This is a genomic window from Pseudomonas sp. SCA2728.1_7 (assembly GCF_018138145.1).
GTDB lineage: Bacteria > Pseudomonadota > Gammaproteobacteria > Pseudomonadales > Pseudomonadaceae > Aquipseudomonas > Aquipseudomonas koreensis_A.
Map to the genome: position 1 here is coordinate 3,610,977 of NZ_CP073104.1, position 22,866 is coordinate 3,633,842.

The following is a 22,866-nucleotide window of genomic DNA, read 5'->3' on the forward strand; positions in this document are numbered from 1 at the left end:
AGTTCACGGTTTCTGTAGAAGCCGTAGGACAAGTCGCTAAATCTTGTCCTCCGGAGTTTTATTCAGGCCGCGCTGGAAATGTCTTTCGGCAAACGCTGATCAATAACCTGATACAACGCGCTGCTTTCCGGCCAGTTACGCATGAATCGCGCACGGTCACGGGCATAGGCCGGGGCAAAACCGCCCACAGACCCATGCTGGCACATCGAATCCAGATCGATCAGCGCCCAGCGATCCTGCTGCCAGAACAGATTGTGGCCCTTGAAGTCGCCATGGCTGATGCGCTCGTCAATCAAGCGCGCGAACAATCGGTCCAGCGCCTGCAGCTCCATTTCTGGTGCGTCACCGTTCTCAACGTACGGCGCAAAACGCTCGATGATGTCCGGCCCGGGGAGGTACTCGGTCACCAGATACGCCCGACTGCGCAGCCAGAAAAAGCGTTTCTCCAGTACCGCCAGCGGTTTCGGTGTGGCGATACCGAGAAACGCCAGGCGATTGCCTTCGCGCCATGAATGCCAGGCGCGACTCGGGCGCCAGAAACGCTTGAGCCAATGGGCAAAGCCCTTGATGTTGTAGCGCTTGATCACCAGCGTACGCGCACCGGCCTGAACCTTGCCGACGCTCGCCGCACCACCGGTCTTGTACAGATGCCCCTGATCAAGCAACGCATCGGCCTGCGCAAGCACCGGCAGCATGGCCGGTTCTTCTTCGCGACGAATCGCGCGCAGTCCGAACGCTCCACGCTGCACGCTGAACAGCGTGCATTCGCGACCGACCTTGATCAGAAAGTCTTTCAAACGCCAGCGGCGCACTTTGTCGATCTGCTTCTGCAAGGCTTCCAGCGGCAGCGCGTGCTCGCTGTTGCTCAACAGGTAATACACCAGCAATTCTTCAGTGTACGGCTCGAGCGCCTTGGGTAACTGGGCGAAAAACACTCCGAGGTTTTCCAGGACTTTTTGCCGCGATAGCGGCTGACCGGCGGTCTCGGCACAAATACCGGCACCATCAATCAAGTACAACTGGCCGCCGTGACGCAGCAGATTGTCCAGATGCAGGTCTTCCTGCCAAAGCCCTTTGCCGTGCAACTGGGCAATGGCGCCCAGCGCCTCGGCCAACACCGCCGATTGCTCGTCGGCCAGTACCGGCAGCGACTCGACTTTCGCCCAGGCATCACCAAGGCTTTCGGCACCTTCAAGGAAATCGAACAGCAGCCAGCCACCTTCGCCATTCTGCAAACCATCGGCCAGCAGCAGCGGTGTCGTCATACCTTGCGCCGCCAGCAAGCGCACGCCTTCCAGCTCACGCTGAAAATGCCGCGCGGCCTTGCCGCCCACCAGCAATTTGGCCAGCACCGGACGCCCGCGCCAGATACCGGCGCCGACGTAACGCTGCCCCGGCAGGACTCGCAGCAGACTGAGCAATTGCAGATCCGCACTGCCAGCGGCATCGGCCAGAGTCACCGTCAGCGGCAGTTGCGGGGTTCGCCCGACACCGGCCAGCTCGGACAATTGCATCAGCGCGTCTCCTTGTGACTGCGGCGCGCGGTCAGCCGGGCGAGCCAGCTGTCGAGCAGCGAGCTATCGCTTGGCTGGTCGAGATAAGCCGCGAGCAATTCACGCAGCTGCGCCTCGTTCCATTCCGGCGCGCGGCGTTGCAGCGGCTCCAGATCCTTGATCCGGTCACGCATGCCGAACAATAAAGGACGGGTTTTTTCCAGGTCGATCAATTGCGCCTGATATCCGTCACCGGTGGCCCGCAGAAAAATATGCTTGGGGTAGAAACAGCCGTGCACCTGACGCACACCGTGCAGATGCCGAGCCAGCAAGCCACAAGCCTTGAGGATGGCTGAATGCTGTGCAGCACTGAGTTGCGCCCAACGCTGCAACAGCGATTCCAGATCGCTCCAGCCATCGAGCGCCCGGGTCAGCAGGATCGCGCGGACTTCGCCGTCGACTTTGCGCTCACCGAAGAACGCCGCTTGCAGCGCCGGTATGCCGAGCTTGCGATAGCGGCTGATGTTACGAAACTCACGGGCAAAACTGGGCTCGCCGAAAGGCGCGTGCAAAGTGCGCGTCAGGTAATTGCTCTGGCGCTTGAGGTAATACCCCTGCCCCTCCAGGTCCAGACGGAAGACGCTACTCCAGCCACCACGGGCGGTATTGGGTTCATCCACAGCTTCAAGCTGTTTAGCCCACAATGCGTCGAAAGTGCCGAGACCATGGCGCTCAAGCAGTGCGCGGTCTTCAGCGGCGAGAAAATCAGTCATTCGCGTCCCTCGAAAAATCTCACCACGTGCCGGATCCGTTTCTTGTCAGCGCTATCAAGCCGATCGCACTGGCGGTATTGCTTATAAAAGCGCAGGCGTTGGGTATTGGACAGGTGGTATTTGGCGAGTTTATCGAGACAGGCCAGATCCTTGGTGATCCGATACTTGAGCCAGAAGCCGCGCCAGAACTCGCCGTTGGGGCAATCGATCAGAAATATCCGCGCCTGGTCATCGATCAACAGGTTGCGCCATTTCAGATCGTTATGGGTAAATCGCTGATCATGCATCGTCCGGGTATAACCGGCCAGTTGCCGACTGACAGCGTCGACCCAGGCGCGATCCTTGAGTTTCGGATCCTTGCGCTCAGCGAGCGCCGAGAGGTCTTCGGTGTGCGGCAGTTCGCGGGTGATCATCGCGCCACGGTCATACGCCGCACCGCGTCGTTCCAGGCCCCAGGCCACCACTTCAGCGGTGGGAATGCCCCACTTGGCAAAGCGCTTGAGGTTCTGCCACTCCATCTTCACTCGCGGCTTGCCGAGGTAGCGGCGCAAGCCTTTACCGGCGCCGACATAGCGCTTGACGTAATAGTTGACGCCGTTGCGCTGCACGCGAATCACTTCCGACAGCGGGTCACGGGTCAGGCGTTCGCCCTGCAACGCAAATACCGCTTCGAGGCTGCCGAAGTCTTCGGCGAGCTCGCTGTATTGCGGCTCGAGAGTCCAACCCGCCATCAGAGCGCATCCCCGTAACGCTGCTTACGTTCATAGAGCTTGTTGGCTTTGCCTTCGAGCCAGTTCAGCAGCGGCGCTTCTTCCGCCAGGATCTGGCGCAGCGGCTGCTGGAAATAGCCCTTGAGAAAGCGCAGCTTGTCGCGGCGGGTCAGGCCGATGTCCAGCGCGGAGAAATACAGCGCCGCCAGATCCTTGTTGCGCCAGCGCTGAGTGATCTTCGCGCGGGTCTGGGCACGGTGCAGGTCGATCACCGAGAGTTTGAAATCTTCCGGCGTCACCGGTTTATCGGTGTGCAGCAGGAAGTGGCAGATGTAGCAGTCGCGGTGATTGACACCGGCGCGGTGCATCATGCCGGTCATGCGTGCGACTTCGGCGATCAGCGCGCGCTTGAGCTTGGGCTCGGGCGGCTGCTTGATCCAGTCGATGCTGAAGTCTTCCAGGCTGATGGTCGGCGCCAGTTCTTCGGTGACGATGAACGAGTGCTGATCTGCCGGGTTGCTGCCTTTCTCGCCGTACGCAACGGCAGTCATGGTCGGCACGCCGACTTCCTGCAGACGCTGGATGGCTTTCCACTCTTGACCCGCGCCGAGTACCGGCAGCTTGGCGGTCAGCAGGTTCTTGAAGATTTCGCCCCAGCCGATGCCACGGTGGATCTTGACGAAAAACCCGTTGCCGTCGACTTCCGTGCGCAGTGTCCGGCGTGCTTCCAGCTCGCGGTATACCTCGCCCTGCAAGCCTTCGACCTCGGCGAACGGATCGCGCCCGGCCCAAAGGCTTTTGAACGGTTCAGCCAGCATCAACTTCATTAAGCGTGCTCCGCCAGAATCACATCGGCCGCGTGCTGCGGCATGCTGTAGAGGTCGGCCGTCTCGGCGAAGGCCAGACCATTGCGGCTCCAGGCCGCGCGTGCAGCGTCATCATTCAACATTTCAGTCAGGTATTGCGTCAGCTGCGCCTGATCAAACGGCTCGTCCAGCACTCGCCCGGCGTCCGCCTCGGCGATGTAATGGGCGTAACCGCAGACCGCGCTGACCAGCACCGGCAAACCGGCGACCAGCGCTTCGAGCAACACCGTGCCGGTATTTTCGTTGTAGGCCGGGTGGATCAACAGATCGGCGCCGAGCAGGAAGCGCGGGATATCGCTGCGCCCTTTCAGGAACGTGACGTTATCGCCCAGACCCAAAGTGGCGCTCTGCATCTGGAACAATTTGGGGTCATCCTGGCCGATTACAAACAGCCGGGTACGCTTTCTCAGTTCAGCGGGCAATGCGGCCAGCGCTTTCAGGCTGCGATCGACGCCTTTGGTTTTGAAGCCCGAACCGATCTGCACCAGCAGCAGTTCGTCGTCCTTGAGGTTGAATTCAGCGCGAAAACCGGCGCGAATCTCATCGGCATCCGCCGGGCGGCGACGATCCTGGGCGATGCCTGGCGGCAGCAGATGGAAACGCTCAAGTGGCGTGTCGTAATGCTTGATGAACAGCGGTTGCTGCACTTCGGAAATCATCAACACTTCGGTCTTCGCGTCTTTGGCGAACACCGCGCGCTCGTACTCGGCGAAGTGACGATAACGGCCCCAGCGGCGGTACAGCGAGTTACGCAGGTTTTGCGCCTTGTCTTCGAAGCAGCCGTCGGCGGCGTAATAGACGTCCAGCCCTGGCATCTTGTTGAAACCGATCAGGCGATCGACTGGGCGTTTGGCCAGATCCGCTTCCATCCACGCACTGAGTTTTTCATTGCGACGATGGTTGAAGAATGCCTTGACCGGCGCCACCAGCACCTCAAAACCGGGCGGCACGTCGCCTTCCCAGATCAGCGTGTAGACGCGAATCTGATGCCCGCGCTTCTGGCATTCGAGGGCGATGCGCATGAAATCGCGCTGCAAACCGCCGAACGGGAAATATTTGTACAGGACGAATGCCAATTGCATCAGCGCAGCTCCTCAGCCATTAACAACGTGCTCAGTCGGCTGGCGACACGCTCGGGGTTCAGACGCGTGAAGCACAATGGCTGTTCACGCTTCAGGTCAAACTGACGGGCATCCTGCGCGGTCGGTTGATAGGTACATTTCTTTTGCAGGCACGGCGCGCACGGGAAATCGCTGGCCAGGTGAATCTGCAATTTGCCGTAGGCGCCGGTCAGGCCCGGATTGGTCGGGCCGAACAGCGAAATGGTCGGCACATCCAGCGCCGCGGCCAAGTGGCCGAGACCGGTGTCCACCGCCACGCAAGCCTGCGCTCCGGCGAGAACTTTGCCGACGCCGGCCAGATTCAGTTTCGGCAGCACTTCGGCGTGTTTGAAACCCGCGGCGATGCGTTCGGCGCGGGCCTTTTCCTGCGGGTTGCCCCACGGCAGTTTCACACCGACGCCGAGATAACCGACGCGTTCAGTCAGTTCGCGCCAGTAACTTTCAGGCCAGTGTTTGGTGTCCCACGTGGTGCCGTGCAGGAACACCACAAAGGCGTTTCTGCGCGGCAGCTCGACCAGACGCTCGACGTTCAGACCGTAATCGCCAAGGCCTTTGGGCAGGTCATAACCGAGGGCGATGGCGAATAACTGCCGCACGCGCTCGACGGCGTGCTGACCACGGGCGACAGCCAGTTTGCGATCATAGAAACGCGAAGCCATCGGCTCACGGGCCGAACCTTTGTCGAGACCGGCCACCGGCGCTTTGACGTAACGGGTCAGCCAGGCGCTTTTCAGCAGGCCTTGGGCGTCTATCACCAAATCGTATTTGTTCGCGCGCACGCTTTGCTTGAAGCGTTTCCATTCGCCGCTGGTGATGGTTTTCCAGATGTTTTTGCGCCAGCGGCGGATCGCCACCGGAATCACTTTTCCAACGGCCGGGTGCCAGGTCGGGATCTCGGCGAAGCCTTCTTCCACAACCCAGTCGAACTTGATCCCGGGGATGGCCCGGGCGGCGTCGGTCAGCGCCGGCAACGCATGAATCACGTCGCCCAGCGATGAAGTCTTGATCAGCAGTACCCGCAACTTAATGAACCTCGACCACAGAGCCCTGCAACTTCTGCAAGGCATCGTTGACCGCGTCCGGCATCAGCTGGCGCAGGCAGTTGTAATGGCCGAAGCGGCAGGTACGGTCGAAGCACGGGCTGCAATCGAGGCCCAGACGGACGACTTCAACGTGCTCGGCCAGCGGCGGAGTGAAACCCGGCGAGGTCGAGCCGTAGACGGCGACCAGTGGCCGGTTCAGCGCGGCGGCAACGTGCATCAGACCGGAATCGTTGGAGACCACCGCGTCAGCGCAGGACATCAAGTCGATGGCCTCGGCCAGCGAGGTGCCGCCACTGAGGTTGACCGATTCTTCACGCAGGCCCGGGATCAAACGTGCGCGTATATCTTCGCCGACGGCGTGATCGTTTTTCGAGCCGAACAGCCACACCTGCCAGCCTTCGCGAATGCGCGCCTCGGCGACTTTGGCGTAATGCTCGGACGGCCAGCGCTTGGACTCGCCGAACTCGGCGCCGGGGCACAGGGCCAACACCGGACGATCGAGGGTCAGAGCAAATTTGGCCAGCGCCGCTTCGCGGGTCACCGGGTCGATTTGCAGGCTCGGACGTGGATACGGTTTCGGCAGCTCGGCGTTCGCTTCGTAGGCCAAAGCCATGAAACGCTCGATCATCAGCGGATAACGTTCTTTGTCGAGAGTGCGCACATCATTGAGCAAGCCGTAGCGGAATTCGCCGCGCCAGCCGGTGCGCTTCGGGATGCCGGCAAAAAACGGCACCAGCGCCGACTTCAGCGAGTTGGGCAGCAGGATCGCCTGATCGTACTGGCCGCGCAGGGATTTGCCGATGCGCCGACGCGTCGCCAATTCCAGCGCGCCGTGGCCGAGCGGGAAGCTCAAAGCCTTGCGTACTTCGGGCATGCGCTCAAGGATCGGCCGGCTCCACTCTGGGGCCAGCACGTCGATTTCGCATTGCGGGTGGCGCTGTTTGAGACACTGAAACAGTGTCTGCGCCATCACCATGTCACCGACCCAACTGGGCCCAACGATCAGAATATTCATGTGGTTTCCATAAACGAACCGGGGAGGCAATTACGCCTCCCCGCCTCGATAATCACTGAGGGAGCGGCATTGCTGGCGATGGGTCATTACCTTCAACATGACTGTCGACTGTCACTCCGCTATCGCGAGCAGGCTCGCTACCACATTGTTTTGCATCTGTTCACATATCTGCGACTCACCACAGATCCATTGTAGGAGTGAGCCTGCTCGCGATGGGGTCGTTACATTCAACATTGTTGTCGTCTGATACTCCGCTATCGCGAGCAGGCTCGCTCCTACAGGTTTTGCATTCACTCCAACATCTGCGACTCACCACAGATCACTGTGGGAGCGAGCCTGCTCGCGAAGGGGCCGGCACATTCAACATTGATGTTGACTGACACTTCGCTTTCGCGAGCAGGCTCGCTCCCACCTTTGAATCTCATTGCCTTCATTGGCGCGCTATCAGCTTAGCCCCAACTCACGCCAGATCCGCAAAACCTGCCGCCGTTCTTCGACAAACTGATCGCCCGGTATCACCCCGGCATCCTTCTGCAAGGCCTGCCGGTGGGCGGCGGAGCGGTAGGCTTTATAGGCCTCGCGCAACAGGCTGGCATCTTCGGCAGGCATCAGCCCTTCGTGCTCCAGCTCTTCCAGAATGCGGATGTTATCGGTCCAGCGCAGCAGTGGCGGGTGGCTTTGCGACCACGCCAGAGCCGCGTATTGCACCATAAATTCAATATCGACGATACCACCGGCGTCCTGCTTGAGGTCGAATGGCGCCGTGGCGTCGAAGGCATTTGCTGCCGTCCCGGCTGCGGTGCTCTTGGTGCCGAGGTTGTCGCGCATCTTTGCGCGCATCTCGCTGACTTCCTGTTGCAGCTTCGCCAGATCACGCGGCTTGCCCAGCACCTGGGCACGAACCTTCTCGAACGCCTGACCGACATCCTGACTGCCGACCAGCACCCGCGCACGCACCAAAGCCTGATGCTCCCACGTCCAGGCTTCATTTTCCTGATAGCGGGCAAACGCGCCGAGCGAACTCACCAACAGCCCTGAAGCACCGGATGGGCGCAGACGCATGTCCACTTCATAGAGCTGACCGGAGTTGGTCTGCGCCGTCAGCAGGTGAATGATCCGCTGCCCGAGTCGCGTGAAGAACTGCGCGCCATCGATCGACTTCGGCCCATCGGTTTCCGCCTGCGGATCGCCGTCGTGGATAAACACCAGGTCCAGGTCCGAACCATGCCCCAGTTCCAGACCGCCGACCTTGCCATAACCGACAATGATGAAGCCGGGATCGCACAATGTGCCGTCGGTGCGCAGCGGCGTACCGTACTTGGCCACGGTCTGGCGCCAGGCCAGAGCCAGCACTTGCTCAAGAATCGCCTCGGCCAGCCAGGTCAGGTAATCGCTGACTTTCATCAGCGGCAGACTGCCGGCGATTTCCGAAGCAGCGACGCGCAAGCGGTGCGCCAGTTTGAAATGGCGCAGGGCTTCCATTTGTTGTTCGAGGTCATCTTCGGGAATCCGCGTCAGCCGCTCGCGCAATTCAGCGGCCAGCTCTGGCGCCAAGGGCGGTTTGAACAAACGCCCTTCGTTAAGCAATTCATCCATCAGCAGCGGGAAGCGAGTGATCTGCTCTGCGATCCACGGGCTCGCCGCGCATAACGTCAGCAAGCGCCGCAGCGCACCGGGGTTCTCCGTCAACAAGACCAGATAAGCCGAACGCCGAGCCACTGCTTCAACCAGCGGCAGCACACGTTCAAGTACCAGATCCGGGTTGGCGTGCTCAACTGCCTGCGCCAACAGACGCGGAATAAACGCATCGAGCCGCTCACGCCCCAACCGCTGCATCGCGCGCAATTGCGGGCTGCTGCGCAATCCGGCCAGCGCTTTCAGGGCTTTGCTCGCGTCAGCAAAACCACCCTCCTCCAACTGCCGGCACGCCGCTTCTTCGTCCTGCGCCTCTTCCCACAGTGGCAGCCATTCACCGCCGACCACCACTTCACTTTCGGCGCCTTCATCTTCATCGGGATCGGCGATCACCTGAGCGAAGTGCCAAGCGACACGACCGCGCCAGAACATCAGTTTTTCGTGGAAAGCATCCCAACCGACGAAGCCGAGCATGAAGGCGATGCGCGCCTGATCCTGCGCGCCATCCGGCAGCATCTGCGTTTGGCGGTCGGCGATCGCCTGAATGGCGTGCTCGGTGTAACGGAGAAATTCGTAGCCCTCGCGCAATTCACTGATCACTGCCGGCGGCAGATAGCCCTGCCCTTCCAGCGTACTCAGCACCTTTAATAGAGGACGCTGTTGCAGGCTCAAGTCGCGGCCACCGTGGATCAACTGAAAGGCCTGAGCGATGAACTCGACCTCACGGATGCCACCCGAGCCAAGTTTGATGTTGTCGGCCATGCCCTTGCGCCGCACTTCCTGCTGGATCAACTGCTTCATGGTGCGCAGCGCTTCGATCGCCGAGAAGTCGAGGTAACGGCGGTAAACGAACGGGCGCAGCATGTCGAGCAACTGCGCGCCCGCCACCTGATCGCCGGCCACCACCCGCGCCTTGATCATCGCGTAGCGTTCCCAGTCGCGGCCCTGATCCTGGTAATACTGCTCCAGCGCATTGAAGCTCAGCACCAGCGCGCCGGACGAGCCGTACGGGCGCAGGCGCATGTCGACACGGAAGACGAAACCGTCAACGGTCATCGGGTCCAGCGCCTTGATCAGGCGCTGGCCGAGGCGAATGAAAAATTCCTGATTATCCAGCGAGCGCTTCACGCCCACCGTTTCACCGCCCTCGGGGTAAGCGAAGATCAAATCGATGTCGGAAGACAGGTTCAACTCGACGGCGCCGAGCTTGCCCATGCCGAGGATAACCATTTGCTGCGGCTCACCGCTGCGGCGGCCGGTCGGCGTACCGAACTGTTCGCAATGGCGGCTGTACAACCATTGATAAGCCTGGTCGATGGTCGCGTCGGCCATGTCCGAAAGATCGCGGCAGGTCTGCACCAGATCGGCCTGACGCGTGAGGTCACGCCAGATGATTCGCACTTGATGGCGAGCACGCTGACGACGCAAGGCGCGACCGAGTTCGTCTTCACTCTGGGCGGCGTTCACCGCGGCGGCAATCTGCGCGCACAATTCACCCGGCGCAAAGGCCCGGTCGAGTTCGCCGGACTGCACCAGCGCAAGCAACATCAAAGGGTCACGAACGCTCTGTTCAATGACGAATTCGCTGGCAGCGGTGACGCGGGCGAACTGCGCCCAGCGCTCTGGCGTCCAGTTCGCCAAGCCGTGATCGTCTTCCAGCGCGGCGACAGCCGTACGGAACGACTGCTCGGATCGAGTGACCAACGGCAGGAGAATGGCGGGCAGTTCGGCAAGCACGGGCAGGGTCATGGTCTATCCTTGATCGGCGTGTAAATGGCCGCTTGTAGTGATTGGTGAAAAGCCGCTACCCGGAGGACTGTCGAACAAAAGTTAGAAATAGCTGAAATTTCTTTCTCTTTGGCAGCGAACATCAAAGTTTCACCTTTTTCGGATGGTAAAAGACCAACCTTAACGATTATTCTCACAACGCAGCCGGAGGCCACAAGCCATTCTTCTGTAGTTTTACTACTCGTCTATACATTCGAAAGGCTGAAATGCCGGAAGATTTGTAGTAAAACTACACGCCGCCGGAACAACCTATCGGCAATCCAAGAATTTTAAATCGTCTGCCCACAAGGCCAGTCGCAAACTCAGGCAACCGATTCTGGAAGCCTTTCCGCCCTGGAGCAAGCCATGCAAGACCTCGATCCCGTCGAAACCCAGGAATGGCTGGACGCCCTGGAATCGGTTCTCGACAAAGAAGGCGAAGACCGTGCTCACTATCTGATGACCCGTATGGGCGAACTCGCGACCCGCAGCGGCTCGCAGCTCCCTTACGCCATCACCACGCCTTACCGCAACACCATCCCGGTAACCCACGAAGCACGCATGCCTGGCGACCTGTTCATGGAACGCCGCATTCGCTCGCTGGTACGCTGGAACGCGATGGCCATGGTAATGCGTACGAACCTGAAAGATTCTGACCTGGGTGGTCACATCTCCAGCTTCGCTTCCAGTGCGACCCTGTATGACATCGGCTTCAACTACTTCTTCCAGGCCCCGACCGACGAACACGGCGGCGACCTGATCTACTTCCAGGGCCACACCTCGCCAGGCGTTTACGCCCGTGCGTTCATGGAAGGCCGCATCACCGAAGACCAGATGAACAACTTCCGCCAGGAAGTCGACGGTCAGGGCCTGTCGTCCTACCCACACCCTTGGCTGATGCCTGACTTCTGGCAGTTCCCGACCGTATCGATGGGTCTGGGCCCGATCCAGGCGATCTACCAGGCACGCTTCATGAAGTACCTGGAACACCGCGGTTTCATCCAGCCGGGCAAACAGAAAGTCTGGTGCTTCCTGGGCGACGGCGAGTGCGACGAGCCGGAATCCCTGGGCGCCATCTCCCTGGCCGGCCGCGAGAAGCTCGACAACCTGATCTTCGTCATCAACTGCAACCTGCAGCGCCTCGACGGCCCGGTTCGCGGCAACGGCAAGATCATCCAGGAACTCGAAGGCGTGTTCCGCGGTGCTCAGTGGAACGTGACCAAAGTCATCTGGGGCCGTTTCTGGGACCCACTGCTGGCCAAAGACGTCGACGGCATCCTGCAACGTCGTATGGACGAAGTCATCGACGGCGAGTACCAGAACTACAAAGCCAAAGACGGCGCGTTCGTCCGTGAACACTTCTTCAACACGCCAGAACTCAAGGCGATGGTTGCTGATCTGTCCGACGACGAGATCTGGAAACTCAACCGTGGCGGCCACGACCCGTACAAGGTCTATGCGGCTTACCACGAAGCGGTCAACCACAAAGAACAACCAACCGTCATTCTGGCCAAGACCATCAAGGGTTATGGCACCGGTGCCGGCGAAGCGAAAAACACTGCGCACAACACCAAGAAAGTCGATGTCGACAGCCTGAAGTTGTTCCGCGATCGTTTCGACATCCCGGTCAAGGACGAAGAGCTGGAGAACCTGCCGTTCTTCAAGCCAGAGCCAAACAGCGCCGAAGCCCGCTACCTCAGCGAGCGTCGCACTGCATTGGGCGGTTTCGTGCCTCAGCGCCGCGCACAAAGCTTCAGCGTGCCGACTCCGGATCTGGACACCCTCAAGGCCATCCTTGACGGTTCCGGCGACCGTGAAATTTCCACCACCATGGCGTTCGTGCGAATCCTCGCGCAACTGGTGAAGGACAAGGAAATCGGCCCGCGCATCGTTCCGATCATCCCGGACGAAGCCCGTACCTTCGGTATGGAAGGCATGTTCCGTCAGCTCGGCATCTACTCGTCCGTCGGCCAGCTCTACGAGCCAGTCGATAAAGACCAGGTGATGTTCTACAAGGAAGACCAGAAAGGTCAGATCCTTGAAGAAGGCATCAACGAAGCAGGCGCCATGAGCTCGTTCATCGCTGCCGGTACTTCGTACTCCAGCCACAACCAGCCGATGCTGCCGTTCTACATCTTCTACTCGATGTTCGGCTTCCAGCGTATTGGCGACCTGGCTTGGGCCGCTGGTGACAGCCGTACCCGTGGCTTCCTGATCGGCGGCACCGCCGGCCGGACCACCCTGAACGGTGAAGGTCTGCAACACGAAGACGGTCACAGCCACCTGCTGGCTGCAACCATCCCGAACTGCCGCACCTACGATCCAACCTACGGCTACGAGCTGGCGGTGATCATTCAGGACGGCATGAAGAAGATGACCGAAGAGCAACAGGACATCTTCTACTACATCACCGTGATGAACGAGTCGTACCAGCAGCCAGCCATGCCGGCCGGTGCCGAAGAAGGCATCAAGAAAGGCATGTACTTGCTCGAAGAAGACACTCGCGATGCGGCGCATCACGTCCAGCTGATGGGCTCCGGCACCATCCTGCGTGAAGTCCGTGAAGCGGCGAAGATTCTACGTGAAGAGTTCAACGTTGGCGCTGACGTCTGGAGCGTTACCAGCTTCAACGAACTGCGTCGCGACGGCCTCGCTGTAGAGCGCAGCAACCGTCTGAAGCCGGGCCAGAAGCCTAAGCTGAGCTACGTCGAAGAGTGCCTGAACGGCCGTAAAGGTCCGGTCATCGCCTCTACCGACTACATGAAACTGTTCGCCGAGCAGATCCGTCAGTGGGTACCGTCGAAGGAATTCAAAGTCCTCGGCACCGACGGTTTCGGCCGCAGCGACAGCCGCAAGAAACTGCGTCATTTCTTCGAAGTCGACCGTCATTTCGTGGTGTTGGCAGCCTTGGAAGCACTGGCTGACCGTGGTGATATCGAACCTAAGGTGGTGGCTGAGGCCATCGTCAAGTTCGGCATCGACCCGGAAAAACGCAACCCACTGGACTGCTGAGGAGACATTTTGTGAGCGAACTCATTCGCGTACCTGACATCGGCAGCGGTGAAGGTGAAGTAATTGAACTGTTTGTGAAGGTCGGCGACCGTATCGAAGCCGACCAGAGCATCCTGACCCTGGAATCGGACAAGGCCAGCATGGAAGTGCCGGCCCCGAAAGCCGGTGTCATCAAGAGCCTGAAAGTGAAGCTGGGCGACCGTCTGAAAGAAGGCGACGAACTGCTTGAGCTGGAAGTCGAGGGCGCCGCTGAAGCGGCCCCTGCTCCGGCTGCTGCGCCGGCTGCAAAAGCTGAAGCCAAACCGGCTGCCGCTCCTGCAGCTGCCGCGCCAGCTGCTGCCCCTGCTGCCGCTTCGGTTCAGCAAGTGCACGTGCCGGACATCGGTTCGTCGGGCAAGGCGCAGATCATCGAGATTCAGGTCAAGGTCGGCGACACCGTCGAAGCTGATCAATCGTTGATCACCCTCGAATCCGACAAGGCGAGCATGGAAATCCCGTCGCCTGCCGCTGGCGTGGTCAAGGCCATCAGCGTCAAGCTCAACGACGAAGTCGGCACTGGCGACCTGATTCTGGATCTGGAAGTGGCGGGTGCTGCGGCCCCTGCTGCGGCCGCTCCAGCTCAAGCTGCTGCTCCGGCTGCTGCCGCTGCGCCTGCTCCGGCAGCCGCTCCAGCTGCACCGGTGGCTGACAGCGTTCAGGACATCCACGTTCCGGACATCGGTTCGGCCGGCAAAGCCAAGATCATCGAAGTGTTGGTCAAGGCTGGCGACAGCGTTGAAGCCGACCAGTCGCTGATCACCCTGGAATCCGACAAGGCGAGCATGGAAATCCCATCGCCTGCCGCTGGCGTGGTGGAAAGCGTTTCCATCAAGCTGGATGACGAAGTCGGTACCGGCGACCTGATCCTCAAGCTGAAAGTCAAAGGCGCAGCGCCTGCTGCTACCCCGGCTCCAGCTGCCGCCGCTGCTGCTCCGAGCGCTCCGGCACCTGCCGCTGCTGCTCCGGCTGCCGCTGCACCTGCTGCCGCTCCAGCCGCCGCACCGGCCAAGCCGGGCGCGAAAGTTCACGCCGGCCCAGCCGTGCGTCAACTGGCCCGTGAGTTCGGCGTCGAGCTGAACGCGGTCGGCGCCAGCGGCCCGCACGGTCGTATCTTGAAAGAAGACGTGCAGGTTTACGTCAAAGCGATGATGCAGAAGGCCAAGGAAGCACCGGCCGCTGCTGCTGGCGCAACCGGTGGCGCGGGCATCCCGCCGATTCCGGTCGTCGACTTCAGCCGTTTCGGCGAAATCGAAGAAGTGCCGATGACTCGTCTGATGCAGATCGGCGCGTCGAGCCTGCACCGCAGCTGGCTGAACATCCCGCACGTGACTCAGTTCGATTCGGCTGATATCACCGAGCTGGAAGCCTTCCGCGTCGCGCAGAAAGCCGTTGCAGAGAAGGCCGGCGTCAAGCTGACCATCCTGCCGCTGCTGCTCAAGTCCTGCGCGCACATGCTCAAGGAACTGCCGGACTTCAACAGTTCGCTGGCGCCAAGCGGCAAAGCGATCATCCGCAAGAAATACGTCAACATCGGCTTCGCCGTCGACACTCCGGATGGCCTGCTGGTACCGGTCATCAAGAACGTCGACCAGAAGAGCCTTCTGCAGCTTGCGGCTGAGGCGGCTGCGTTGGCCGCCAAAGCCCGCGACAAGAAGCTCACCGCTGACGACATGCAGGGCGCCTGCTTCACCATTTCCAGCCTCGGCCACATTGGCGGCACCGGCTTCACGCCGATCGTCAACGCGCCGGAAGTGGCGATTCTCGGTGTTTCCAAGGCAACCATCCAGCCAGTCTGGGACGGCAAAGCCTTCCAGCCGAAACTGATGCTGCCACTGTCGCTGTCCTACGATCACCGTGTGATCAACGGCGCCGCTGCCGCACGCTTCACCCAGCGTCTGGGCAGCCTGCTGGCGGACATCCGCACGATCCTGCTGTAACTCGATCGGCCCTCCGGCAACGGAGGGCCGATTGCTGCACCCTTTCGAGCGCCACACGCTCGTACCTCAACCCCGTCAGTTTGGCGGGGCTTTTTTTTGCCTGAAAAATCCTTCCGGTCTTTTTCCCACATGTTGCGCTGATATCGGCCACAAGCCTGGTCGACTTGGCGCCGATCTTTTTTATTCGTCACGCAACTAACCTAAGCGCAGCCAATTTAACTAAGCAAACTTCGCGAAAACTCATACTCATTAAAATTCATTCGAATGGATTCGACATGTTAAAACCCACTATCGGCCCGATTGTCGGCCACGTTACAACTAATCATGCGCGCATATTCATGCGTGGCGAGCGGCGCAACAATGCGCCGGTATTTGCCGGGGTGCGTTTTCGCAGTTCCGGCACACAACAATGGTCGAACGGCAACTTCGCACGCCTGAGCGAATTACGCGATATGTCGCAAGTATTCGCCCTGAACAACTTGAGCAGCGACACCGAATATGAATATCAGGCCGGCTGGTTCAGTCCGATGAATCCGGTGCACACGCCGGACAGCGTCGCTGAACTGCCGCTGCAATGGCCGCGAGAGATCTACCGCTTGCGCACCCGCTCCAGCAAGGTCCTGCAGCCCAGAGCCTATATCGTCGGCTCCTGCCGCTACCTGCGCATGACCGCCGGTGTCGCCGTCCTGCCGCAATTGGGCGATCGTATCTTCGCGTCCATCAATCAGGTGATCGAAGGCATACAACCGCCGATCAGCGCGGTATTGATGACCGGCGATCAAATTTACGTCGACGATTTGAATCTACTTGCACCGGATCGCGACTATAAAGATATCCTAAGCAAGTATCGCGCGGCTTTTTCCCAGCCGAATATAAAACGACTGATGTCCGGCACTTCGACTTACATGATTCTCGACGATCACGAAATCGAAGATAACTGGCCCGCCAATGCGAGCAAGTCCGACGGCGATTTATATCGCAACGCCATGGCCGCTTATGAGTTGTATCAGGCCAGTCACAGCCCGGCACACCCACTGACAACTAACGGCGAAGTAGATCACTCGACACTTGAGCATTACTGGTATCAATTCAGCGACGGCGATATCGAATGGTTTGTCACTGACAGTCGCACCCGCCGCCACTTGTCAGGCGATGATCGACGGATCCTCGACGAGGCACAGGAACAGGCCCTGCTCAAATGGCTGAGTCACAGCACGGCGCGGGTCAAGTTCGTGGTCACCAGCGTGATGTTCTATCCGGATCGCAAACTTAACGGCGATGACGCCTGGAAAGCCTTCCCCGAGCAGCGCCTGCGCCTGCTGGAAACCATCCGCACCCGGCGCATCAAGAATGTCGTGTTCATCTCCGGGGACGTGCATGGCTCGCTGACGGCTCGCCTGAGTCACAGTGAAGACCCGGATTTCGAAGTCCACACCGTGGTCTCCTCACCGCTGTGCAACAGCAAACTGCTGCCGTATGCCAAAGCGTCCACGTTCATTCTTGATCAGCCGCTGGTGCGTACGGCGGCCGGCGATTATCGACATGAGCTGAGCAGCACGGTGGTCAGTGAAGACAATTTCGCCCACCTGGTGGTCGAGGCCGGGCAGATTCAGGTCAATTACCACGACCGCGATGGCAAACAGCTGCAGTCGATCGCCATAAAACTGCGCTAAGCCTTGAAGATCGCAGCCTTCGGCAGCTCCTGCAGAGGGCGCATTGCCCTGTAGATATTGGCGAAGGCTGCGATCTTTGGCTCTTTTCAGCCACGGGCTGGAGAAATGTTCAGTGCAGCCGACATATTCTTATAGCACTTGGCCTTCATCTCTCTTGTCAGTCGGTGCCGCAATGATGCAACCTTGCCGCAGGCAACAGTAAAGAGGGCGCGAGCCCGGCGCGTTCAGCATATTTCCAAGCGAGTTCCCTTCATGAAGAGCCAACCCGATGCCGCCAGCCGTATGGCGGCCGAGGTAGTGACGCAGTTGCCTGTGCCCTCGCGGCTCGGCATGCTGCGTTTCGAGCGCTTGAATGAAGCCAGTTGGGCCATGCTGTTTCTCGATCCCAACTGCGAACGCCAGTTCGGTCAGCCGGCCGTCGAGCTTTGCGCGCTGGTCGGCTCACCCTACGCCAGCCTGATGGAACCCGAAGCGCGTTATCAACTGCACGACGCGATCCAGCAACAGTTGACCGCCAGCCCGCATTATCTGGTGCGATACACCCTGCACACGGCTGCCGGTGCGCTGAACATTCTGGAACTGGGCGAAGCCTACAAACAACACAACCGTCATCTGCTGCGCGGCTATCTGCTGGCGGTCGATCACGTCTTCGACGAAGCACCGCCACTGCCCTCCGTTGACCTCGAAACGCAGAATTCGCGCCTGCAAATCGCCCTTGAACTCAACCAACGGGCGCAGCAGGAACAACTGCAGCATTTGGAACGCGTACGCGCCCAGCAGGACTTGATTCTGTTGCTCGCTCGTCAGCGTTACAGCACGCACAACTCGCTGCAGGAAGCCGCCGAGCTGATCACCCGCTGCGCCTGCGATATCTATGAGATCGACTGCGCCAGCCTGTGGAACCTCGAAGGCCAGCATCTGGTGCCGATTTCCGCGTACCACCGCGCGACCCAGGAATACATCCTACCGGACGTGATCGACATCAGCAGTTTCCCCGACTACATGGAAGCGCTGCACAGCAGCCGCGCCATCGACGCACACAACGCGATGCGCGATCCGCGCACTCGCGAGATGGCCGAAGCCCTGCGCCCGCGCGACGTCAACGCGATGCTCGATGCGAGTATTCGCGTCGATGGCCAAGTGGTCGGCGTGCTGTGTCTGGAACAGACCGGCGTCACCCGCGCCTGGCAGTCCGACGAAATCGCCTTTGCCGGCGAGCTGGCCGACCAGTTCGCACAAGTCATCAACAACCACAACCGCCGCACCGCCACCAGCGCCCTGCACCTGTTCCAGCGTGCAGTCGAGCAAAGCGCCAACGCGTTTTTGCTGGTCAATTGCGACGGCGTGGTCGAGTACGTCAACCCGAGCTTCACCGCGATCACCCAGTACACCACCGAAGAAGTTCACGGCCAGCGCCTGTCCGAGCTGCCGGCGTTGGAAAACCTCAGTGAACTGCTGTTCGACGCGCCTTCGGCGCTGGCCAAGAGCAACAGCTGGCAGGGCGAATTCAAAAGCCGCCGCAAGAATCTCGAACCGTACTGGGGTCAGCTGTCGATCTCCAAGGTCTATGGCGATAACCGTGAGCTGACGCACTACATCGGCATCTACGAAGACATCACCCAGACCAAACTGGCGCAACAGCGCATCGAGCGTCTGGCCTACACCGACAACCTGACCAACCTCGGCAACCGGCCGGCGTTTATCCGCAATCTCGACGAACGCTTCGCCCGCGATAGCGATACGCCGATCAGCCTGTTGCTGGTGGACATCGACAACTTCAAGCGGATCAACGACAGCCTCGGTCACCAGACTGGCGACAAATTGCTGATCAGCCTCGCTCGGCGTTTGCGCAACAGCCTGAGTCCGAGCGGCAGCCTCGCGCGGTTCGCCAGTAACGAGTTTGCGGTGTTGCTCGACGATACCGATCTGGCGACCGGCCAGCAGATCGCCAACCAGTTGCTGGCGACCCTCGACAAGCCGATGTTCGTCGACAACCAGTTGATCAGCGTCACCGGTTCGGTCGGCTTGGCCTGCGCGCCGCTGCACGGTCGCGACCCGCAAACGCTGATGCGCAACGCCGGTCTGGCACTGCACAAGGCCAAGGCCAACGGCAAACATCAGGTGCAGGTCTTCACCGAAGCGTTGAATGCCGAGGCCAGTTACAAACTGTTCGTCGAGAACAACCTGCGCCGCGCCCTGACCCAGAACGAACTGGACGTGTTCTACCAGCCCAAGCTGTGCCTGCGCAGCGGTCGTCTGCTGGGCATGGAAGCATTGTTGCGCTGGAATCACCCGGAACGCGGCATGATCCGCCCGGACCAGTTCATCAGCGTCGCCGAAGAAACCGGTCTGATCATTCCGATCGGCAAGTGGATCGCCCGTCAGGCCTGCCGCATGAGCAAAGCGCTGACTGCTGCCGGGATGGGCAATCTGCAAGTGGCGATCAACCTGTCGCCCAAGCAATTCTCCGACCCGGATCTGGTCGCCTCCATCGCCAACATCCTCAAGGAAGAAGCGCTGCCGGCCTATCTGCTCGAACTGGAACTGACCGAAGGCCTGCTGCTGGAAGCCACCGAAGACACGCACTTGCAACTCGACCAGCTCAAGCGTCTCGGCCTGACCCTGGCCATGGACGACTTCGGCACCGGTTATTCGTCGCTGAGCTATCTGAAGAAATTCCCGATCGACATCATCAAGATCGATCGCAGCTTCATCCACGAAATTCCCGATAACCAGGACGACATGGAAATCACCTCGGCGGTGATCGCCATGGCGCACAACCTGAAACTCAAGGTCGTGGCCGAAGGCATCGAGACCGCCGAACAACTGGCGTTCCTGCGTCGCCACCGTTGCGATGTCGGACAGGGTTACCTGTTTGACCGGCCGATCCCCGGCGGCGAACTGATCCAGGCGCTGAAGCGCTACCCGCGCGGCCCGTTGTGCCTATAAACACCGCAAATCCCTTGTAGGCCTTCGCCTGCTCGCGATAGCGGTGTGTCAGCAACAAACCCTCTGACTGACCCACCGCTATCGCGAGCAGGCTCACTCCTACAATGTTGTGCGAGTACCCGCACATTTTGGGTAGTGATTAACCGGGCATCATTCGGCACACTGGCGGTCTGACTTTTTACATCCCATCCTGACTGAGAGGAACGATCATGGTTCTGCGCTCGGAAATTCTGGTGAACAAAAACGTGCTCCCGACTAAAGAACAAGCTCTGCCCGGCCGCGAAACCGCGATGACCCTGCCTGAAAAGCACTTCGTCTTCGAAGAAACCCCGCTGCTTGGCCCGTTTTTCCAGGACGTCGATTTTGCGATCTTCGGTCTGGGCTGTTTCTGGGGCGCCGAGCGCCGTTTCTGGCAGCGTGAAGGCGTGGTCAGCACGGTCGTCGGTTATGCCGGCGGCTTCACGCCGAACCCGACCTACGAAGAAGTCTGCTCGGGCCTGACCGGCCACGCGGAAGTGGTGCTGGTGGTGTATGACAAGGCAAAAGTCAGCTACGAAGAGTTGCTGGCGATGTTCTGGGAACTGCACAACCCGACGCAAGGCATGCGTCAGGGCAATGACATCGGCACGCAGTACCGCTCGGTGATCTACGCGACCTCGCCTGAGCATCTGGATGCGGCGCTGAAGAGCAAGGCGACCTATCAGGCCGAGCTGTCGAAAGCCGGTCTGGGCGAGATCAGCACCGAGATCGAACAGGCGCCGACCGTGTACTTCGCCGAGACGTATCACCAGCAGTATCTGGCGAAGAATCCTGAGGGTTACTGCGGGATTGGCGGCACCGGCGTGTGCATGCCACCGAGCCTGGCAGGCAATTAAATCCTGAAAGCAAAAGATCGCAGCCTTCGGCCGCTCCTACAGGAGATCAGTGATCGTCCGCACATTGGTGGACGACGCCGAACAGTGTAGGAGCTGCCGCAGGCTGCGATCTTTTGATCTTGCCGTTGATCAGCTCTCGGCAATCAGCCAATCCATCTGCCAGCCGCCCTGGGTCTGCCCCAGCTTCTTCGACAACCACGGCAGCAGCTCACGCAATTCTTCCTCCAGCCCCCACGGCGGATTGGCAATCGCCATGCCCGAGCCGTTCAGGCTGTTCGGCGTATCCAGCGGATGCACCAGCAATTCCACACGCAGCAACTTCGGCGCACCGGTGCCGGCCAGATCCTGATAGAACCGACGCAACGCGCGCTGGTCCTTTACCGGATACCAGATCGCCGCCACGGTTTGGCGCATGCGGCCAATCGCTTCTTTCAACGATGCCGCGCAACGCTGCATTTCATCGAGCTGTTCGAACGGCGGATCAATCAACATCACCGCGCGCTTTTCCTGCACCGGCAACATCGCCCGCGCGACGTGCCAGCCTTCGCCGAGATGAACCTTGACCCGACGATCACCGGCCATGTTGTCCTTGAGCAGCACGCCGTCTTCCGGGTGCTTCTCGTTGAGCATCACCCGATCCTGCGGGCGGGTCAGGCGCCGCGCCAGCTCCGGCGAACCCGGGTAGTAGCGCAACTGGCCGTCCGGGTTCATCTCGTGCAGCACCTTCATGTAGTCGGCGGTCAGCGCCGGCAGATCCGGCTGCTCCCACAAGCGCGCGATGCCTTCCAGGTACTCGCCGGTGCGATTCGCCTGATCGCCCTGCAAGTCATACAGACCGATGCCGGCGTGCGTGTCGAGATAGGCAAACGGCTGCTCCTTGCGCGACATCAGGGCGATGAGGCGGGTCAAGGTCAGGTGTTTGAACACATCGGCGTGATTGCCGGCATGGAAGGCGTGACGATAATTCATGGCTGCTCCTGCGAAGGGCGCAAAGTTTACCTTTTACCGGGCGGCAAGTCAGGGGTTGGCGGCTGAGCGGACAAAAGCCTTTCCCTCACCCTAGCCCTCTCCCGGAGGGAGAGGGGACTGACGGTGGTGATCTTGCGAGTTACATCGACCTGAAAGATCGGCGTGATCTCAGGTTTGGCCAAGCGAAGATCAGCGCAAAAGTCGCAAGTCGGCGTACATCACCCAGACAACTCGGCCAGCCCCCCCCCCCCCCCGAAACAACAACGCATATCCACGCTTGGCCAAGCCAAGTTCACCACTGAAGTCGCAAGTCGGCGCACATCACCCAGACACCTCGGTCAGTCCCCCCCCCGAAAAAACACCACCACCCAGGCTTGGCCAAGCCAAGTTCACCACTGAAGTCGCAGGTCGGCGTAGATCAGCCAGACAACTCGGTCAGTCCCCTCTCCCTCTGGGAGAGGGCTAGGGTGAGGGGCTTTGCTTTTAGGGCATGCTGCGCAGGCGCCTGCCGATGACATCAAGCACATCACAGCCGTCGCGCAAGGGGATCACGCAGAGCTGGGCGAAGTCGCTGAGGATGACGGAGTCGCATTCGACCGAGCCGCGCATGCACATGTTTTCCAGCACCTGGATCACGGCGCGCAAGCGGTGGTTGGCGGCGTCCATGAGGATGTCGAGGGGCACGTGGGTGTCGATGAACAGGGTGGGCATGTCGCTGCAATTGCCGGTCAGGGCCATGAAGCGGTTGTCGGGATGGGGGATGATTTTTTCGTAGGGTGGAGCCGTTCGTATTGTCGTCATTTCTATCTTCCATAGAGTGTAAAAGTGAACTGCCGCATTCCTTCCTACGGGATTGGGTGGCAGCCGTGCACGGGAGTAGGAAACCGACCCATGGAATTCGGCCACGCCGAAGCGTGTCCCGCACACAGCCGCCGCTGACGACATTGCTCACACAAGTTACGTGCCGCAATTCAAACAACAGCGCTGAT

The 22,866-nt window shown here is 60.1% G+C and carries 15 protein-coding genes; 5 read left to right on the plus strand and 10 right to left on the minus strand.

All coding sequences use genetic code 11. From position 1 onward, the window contains the following. Positions 1-62 precede the first annotated feature (62 nt). The 8 genes from KBP52_RS16115 to glnE form a co-directional block, all read right to left on the minus strand. Positions 63-1,514, minus strand: coding sequence for a lipopolysaccharide kinase InaA family protein (locus KBP52_RS16115; RefSeq protein ID WP_212620537.1), 1,452 nt, complete (start codon positions 1,512-1,514; stop codon positions 63-65). Then, the gene (locus tag KBP52_RS16120) at positions 1,514-2,266 is read right to left on the minus strand and encodes a lipopolysaccharide kinase InaA family protein (RefSeq protein ID WP_123593020.1); all 753 of its coding nucleotides are present in this window, start codon (positions 2,264-2,266) and stop codon (positions 1,514-1,516) included. The genes KBP52_RS16115 and KBP52_RS16120 overlap by 1 nt, the downstream gene beginning before the upstream one ends. After that, a complete protein-coding gene (locus tag KBP52_RS16125; protein ID WP_116032047.1) occupies positions 2,263-2,997 on the minus strand; it encodes a lipopolysaccharide kinase InaA family protein in 735 nt (244 codons plus the stop codon). Before KBP52_RS16125 ends, KBP52_RS16120 begins: the two co-directional genes overlap by 4 nt. Next, positions 2,997-3,803, minus strand: coding sequence for a lipopolysaccharide core heptose(I) kinase RfaP (rfaP, locus tag KBP52_RS16130; RefSeq protein WP_212620538.1), 807 nt, complete (start codon positions 3,801-3,803; stop codon positions 2,997-2,999). The genes KBP52_RS16125 and rfaP overlap by 1 nt, the downstream gene beginning before the upstream one ends. Continuing rightward, positions 3,803-4,924, minus strand: a complete 1,122-nt coding sequence (locus KBP52_RS16135) for a glycosyltransferase family 4 protein (protein ID WP_212620539.1) — start codon at positions 4,922-4,924, stop codon at positions 3,803-3,805. The genes rfaP and KBP52_RS16135 overlap by 1 nt, the downstream gene beginning before the upstream one ends. Beyond that, positions 4,924-5,985 (minus strand): lipopolysaccharide heptosyltransferase I, encoded by a 1,062-nt coding sequence (gene waaC, locus KBP52_RS16140; protein ID WP_212620540.1) that lies wholly within the window; start codon positions 5,983-5,985, stop codon positions 4,924-4,926. The genes KBP52_RS16135 and waaC overlap by 1 nt, the downstream gene beginning before the upstream one ends. 1 nt (position 5,986) lies before the next feature. Then, on the minus strand, positions 5,987-7,021 hold the full coding sequence (waaF, locus tag KBP52_RS16145; RefSeq protein ID WP_077570511.1) for a lipopolysaccharide heptosyltransferase II: 1,035 nt from the start codon (positions 7,019-7,021) through the stop codon (positions 5,987-5,989). Between the two features lie 444 nt (positions 7,022-7,465). Then, positions 7,466-10,405, minus strand: coding sequence for a bifunctional [glutamate--ammonia ligase]-adenylyl-L-tyrosine phosphorylase/[glutamate--ammonia-ligase] adenylyltransferase (gene glnE, locus KBP52_RS16150; RefSeq protein ID WP_212620541.1), 2,940 nt, complete (start codon positions 10,403-10,405; stop codon positions 7,466-7,468). A gap of 384 nt (positions 10,406-10,789) precedes the next feature. On the opposite strand from glnE, the gene aceE reads away from it, so the two are divergent. The 5 genes from aceE (at position 10,790) to msrA (ending at position 20,908) form a co-directional block, all read left to right on the plus strand. Further along, the gene (aceE, locus tag KBP52_RS16155; RefSeq protein WP_007915682.1) at positions 10,790-13,435 is read left to right on the plus strand and encodes a pyruvate dehydrogenase (acetyl-transferring), homodimeric type; all 2,646 of its coding nucleotides are present in this window, start codon (positions 10,790-10,792) and stop codon (positions 13,433-13,435) included. Between the two features lie 11 nt (positions 13,436-13,446). Continuing rightward, the gene (aceF, locus tag KBP52_RS16160) at positions 13,447-15,411 is read left to right on the plus strand and encodes a dihydrolipoyllysine-residue acetyltransferase (RefSeq protein ID WP_212620542.1); all 1,965 of its coding nucleotides are present in this window, start codon (positions 13,447-13,449) and stop codon (positions 15,409-15,411) included. A 275-nt stretch (positions 15,412-15,686) separates the two neighbouring features. Continuing rightward, the gene (locus KBP52_RS16165; protein ID WP_123593015.1) at positions 15,687-17,084 is read left to right on the plus strand and encodes an alkaline phosphatase D family protein; all 1,398 of its coding nucleotides are present in this window, start codon (positions 15,687-15,689) and stop codon (positions 17,082-17,084) included. A 252-nt stretch (positions 17,085-17,336) separates the two neighbouring features. Next, positions 17,337-20,033 (plus strand): GGDEF and EAL domain-containing protein, encoded by a 2,697-nt coding sequence (locus tag KBP52_RS16170; RefSeq protein ID WP_077570503.1) that lies wholly within the window; start codon positions 17,337-17,339, stop codon positions 20,031-20,033. Between the two features lie 209 nt (positions 20,034-20,242). Continuing rightward, the gene (msrA, locus tag KBP52_RS16175; RefSeq protein WP_105705958.1) at positions 20,243-20,908 is read left to right on the plus strand and encodes a peptide-methionine (S)-S-oxide reductase MsrA; all 666 of its coding nucleotides are present in this window, start codon (positions 20,243-20,245) and stop codon (positions 20,906-20,908) included. Positions 20,909-21,037: 129 nt separating this feature from the next. On the opposite strand, the gene rlmJ is transcribed toward msrA, so the two are convergent. Both rlmJ and KBP52_RS16185 read right to left on the minus strand, forming a co-directional pair. Continuing rightward, the gene (rlmJ, locus tag KBP52_RS16180; protein WP_064117137.1) at positions 21,038-21,877 is read right to left on the minus strand and encodes a 23S rRNA (adenine(2030)-N(6))-methyltransferase RlmJ; all 840 of its coding nucleotides are present in this window, start codon (positions 21,875-21,877) and stop codon (positions 21,038-21,040) included. Positions 21,878-22,360: 483 nt separating this feature from the next. Beyond that, the gene (locus tag KBP52_RS16185; protein ID WP_180698663.1) at positions 22,361-22,678 is read right to left on the minus strand and encodes a hypothetical protein; all 318 of its coding nucleotides are present in this window, start codon (positions 22,676-22,678) and stop codon (positions 22,361-22,363) included. Positions 22,679-22,866: the final 188 nt, after the last annotated feature.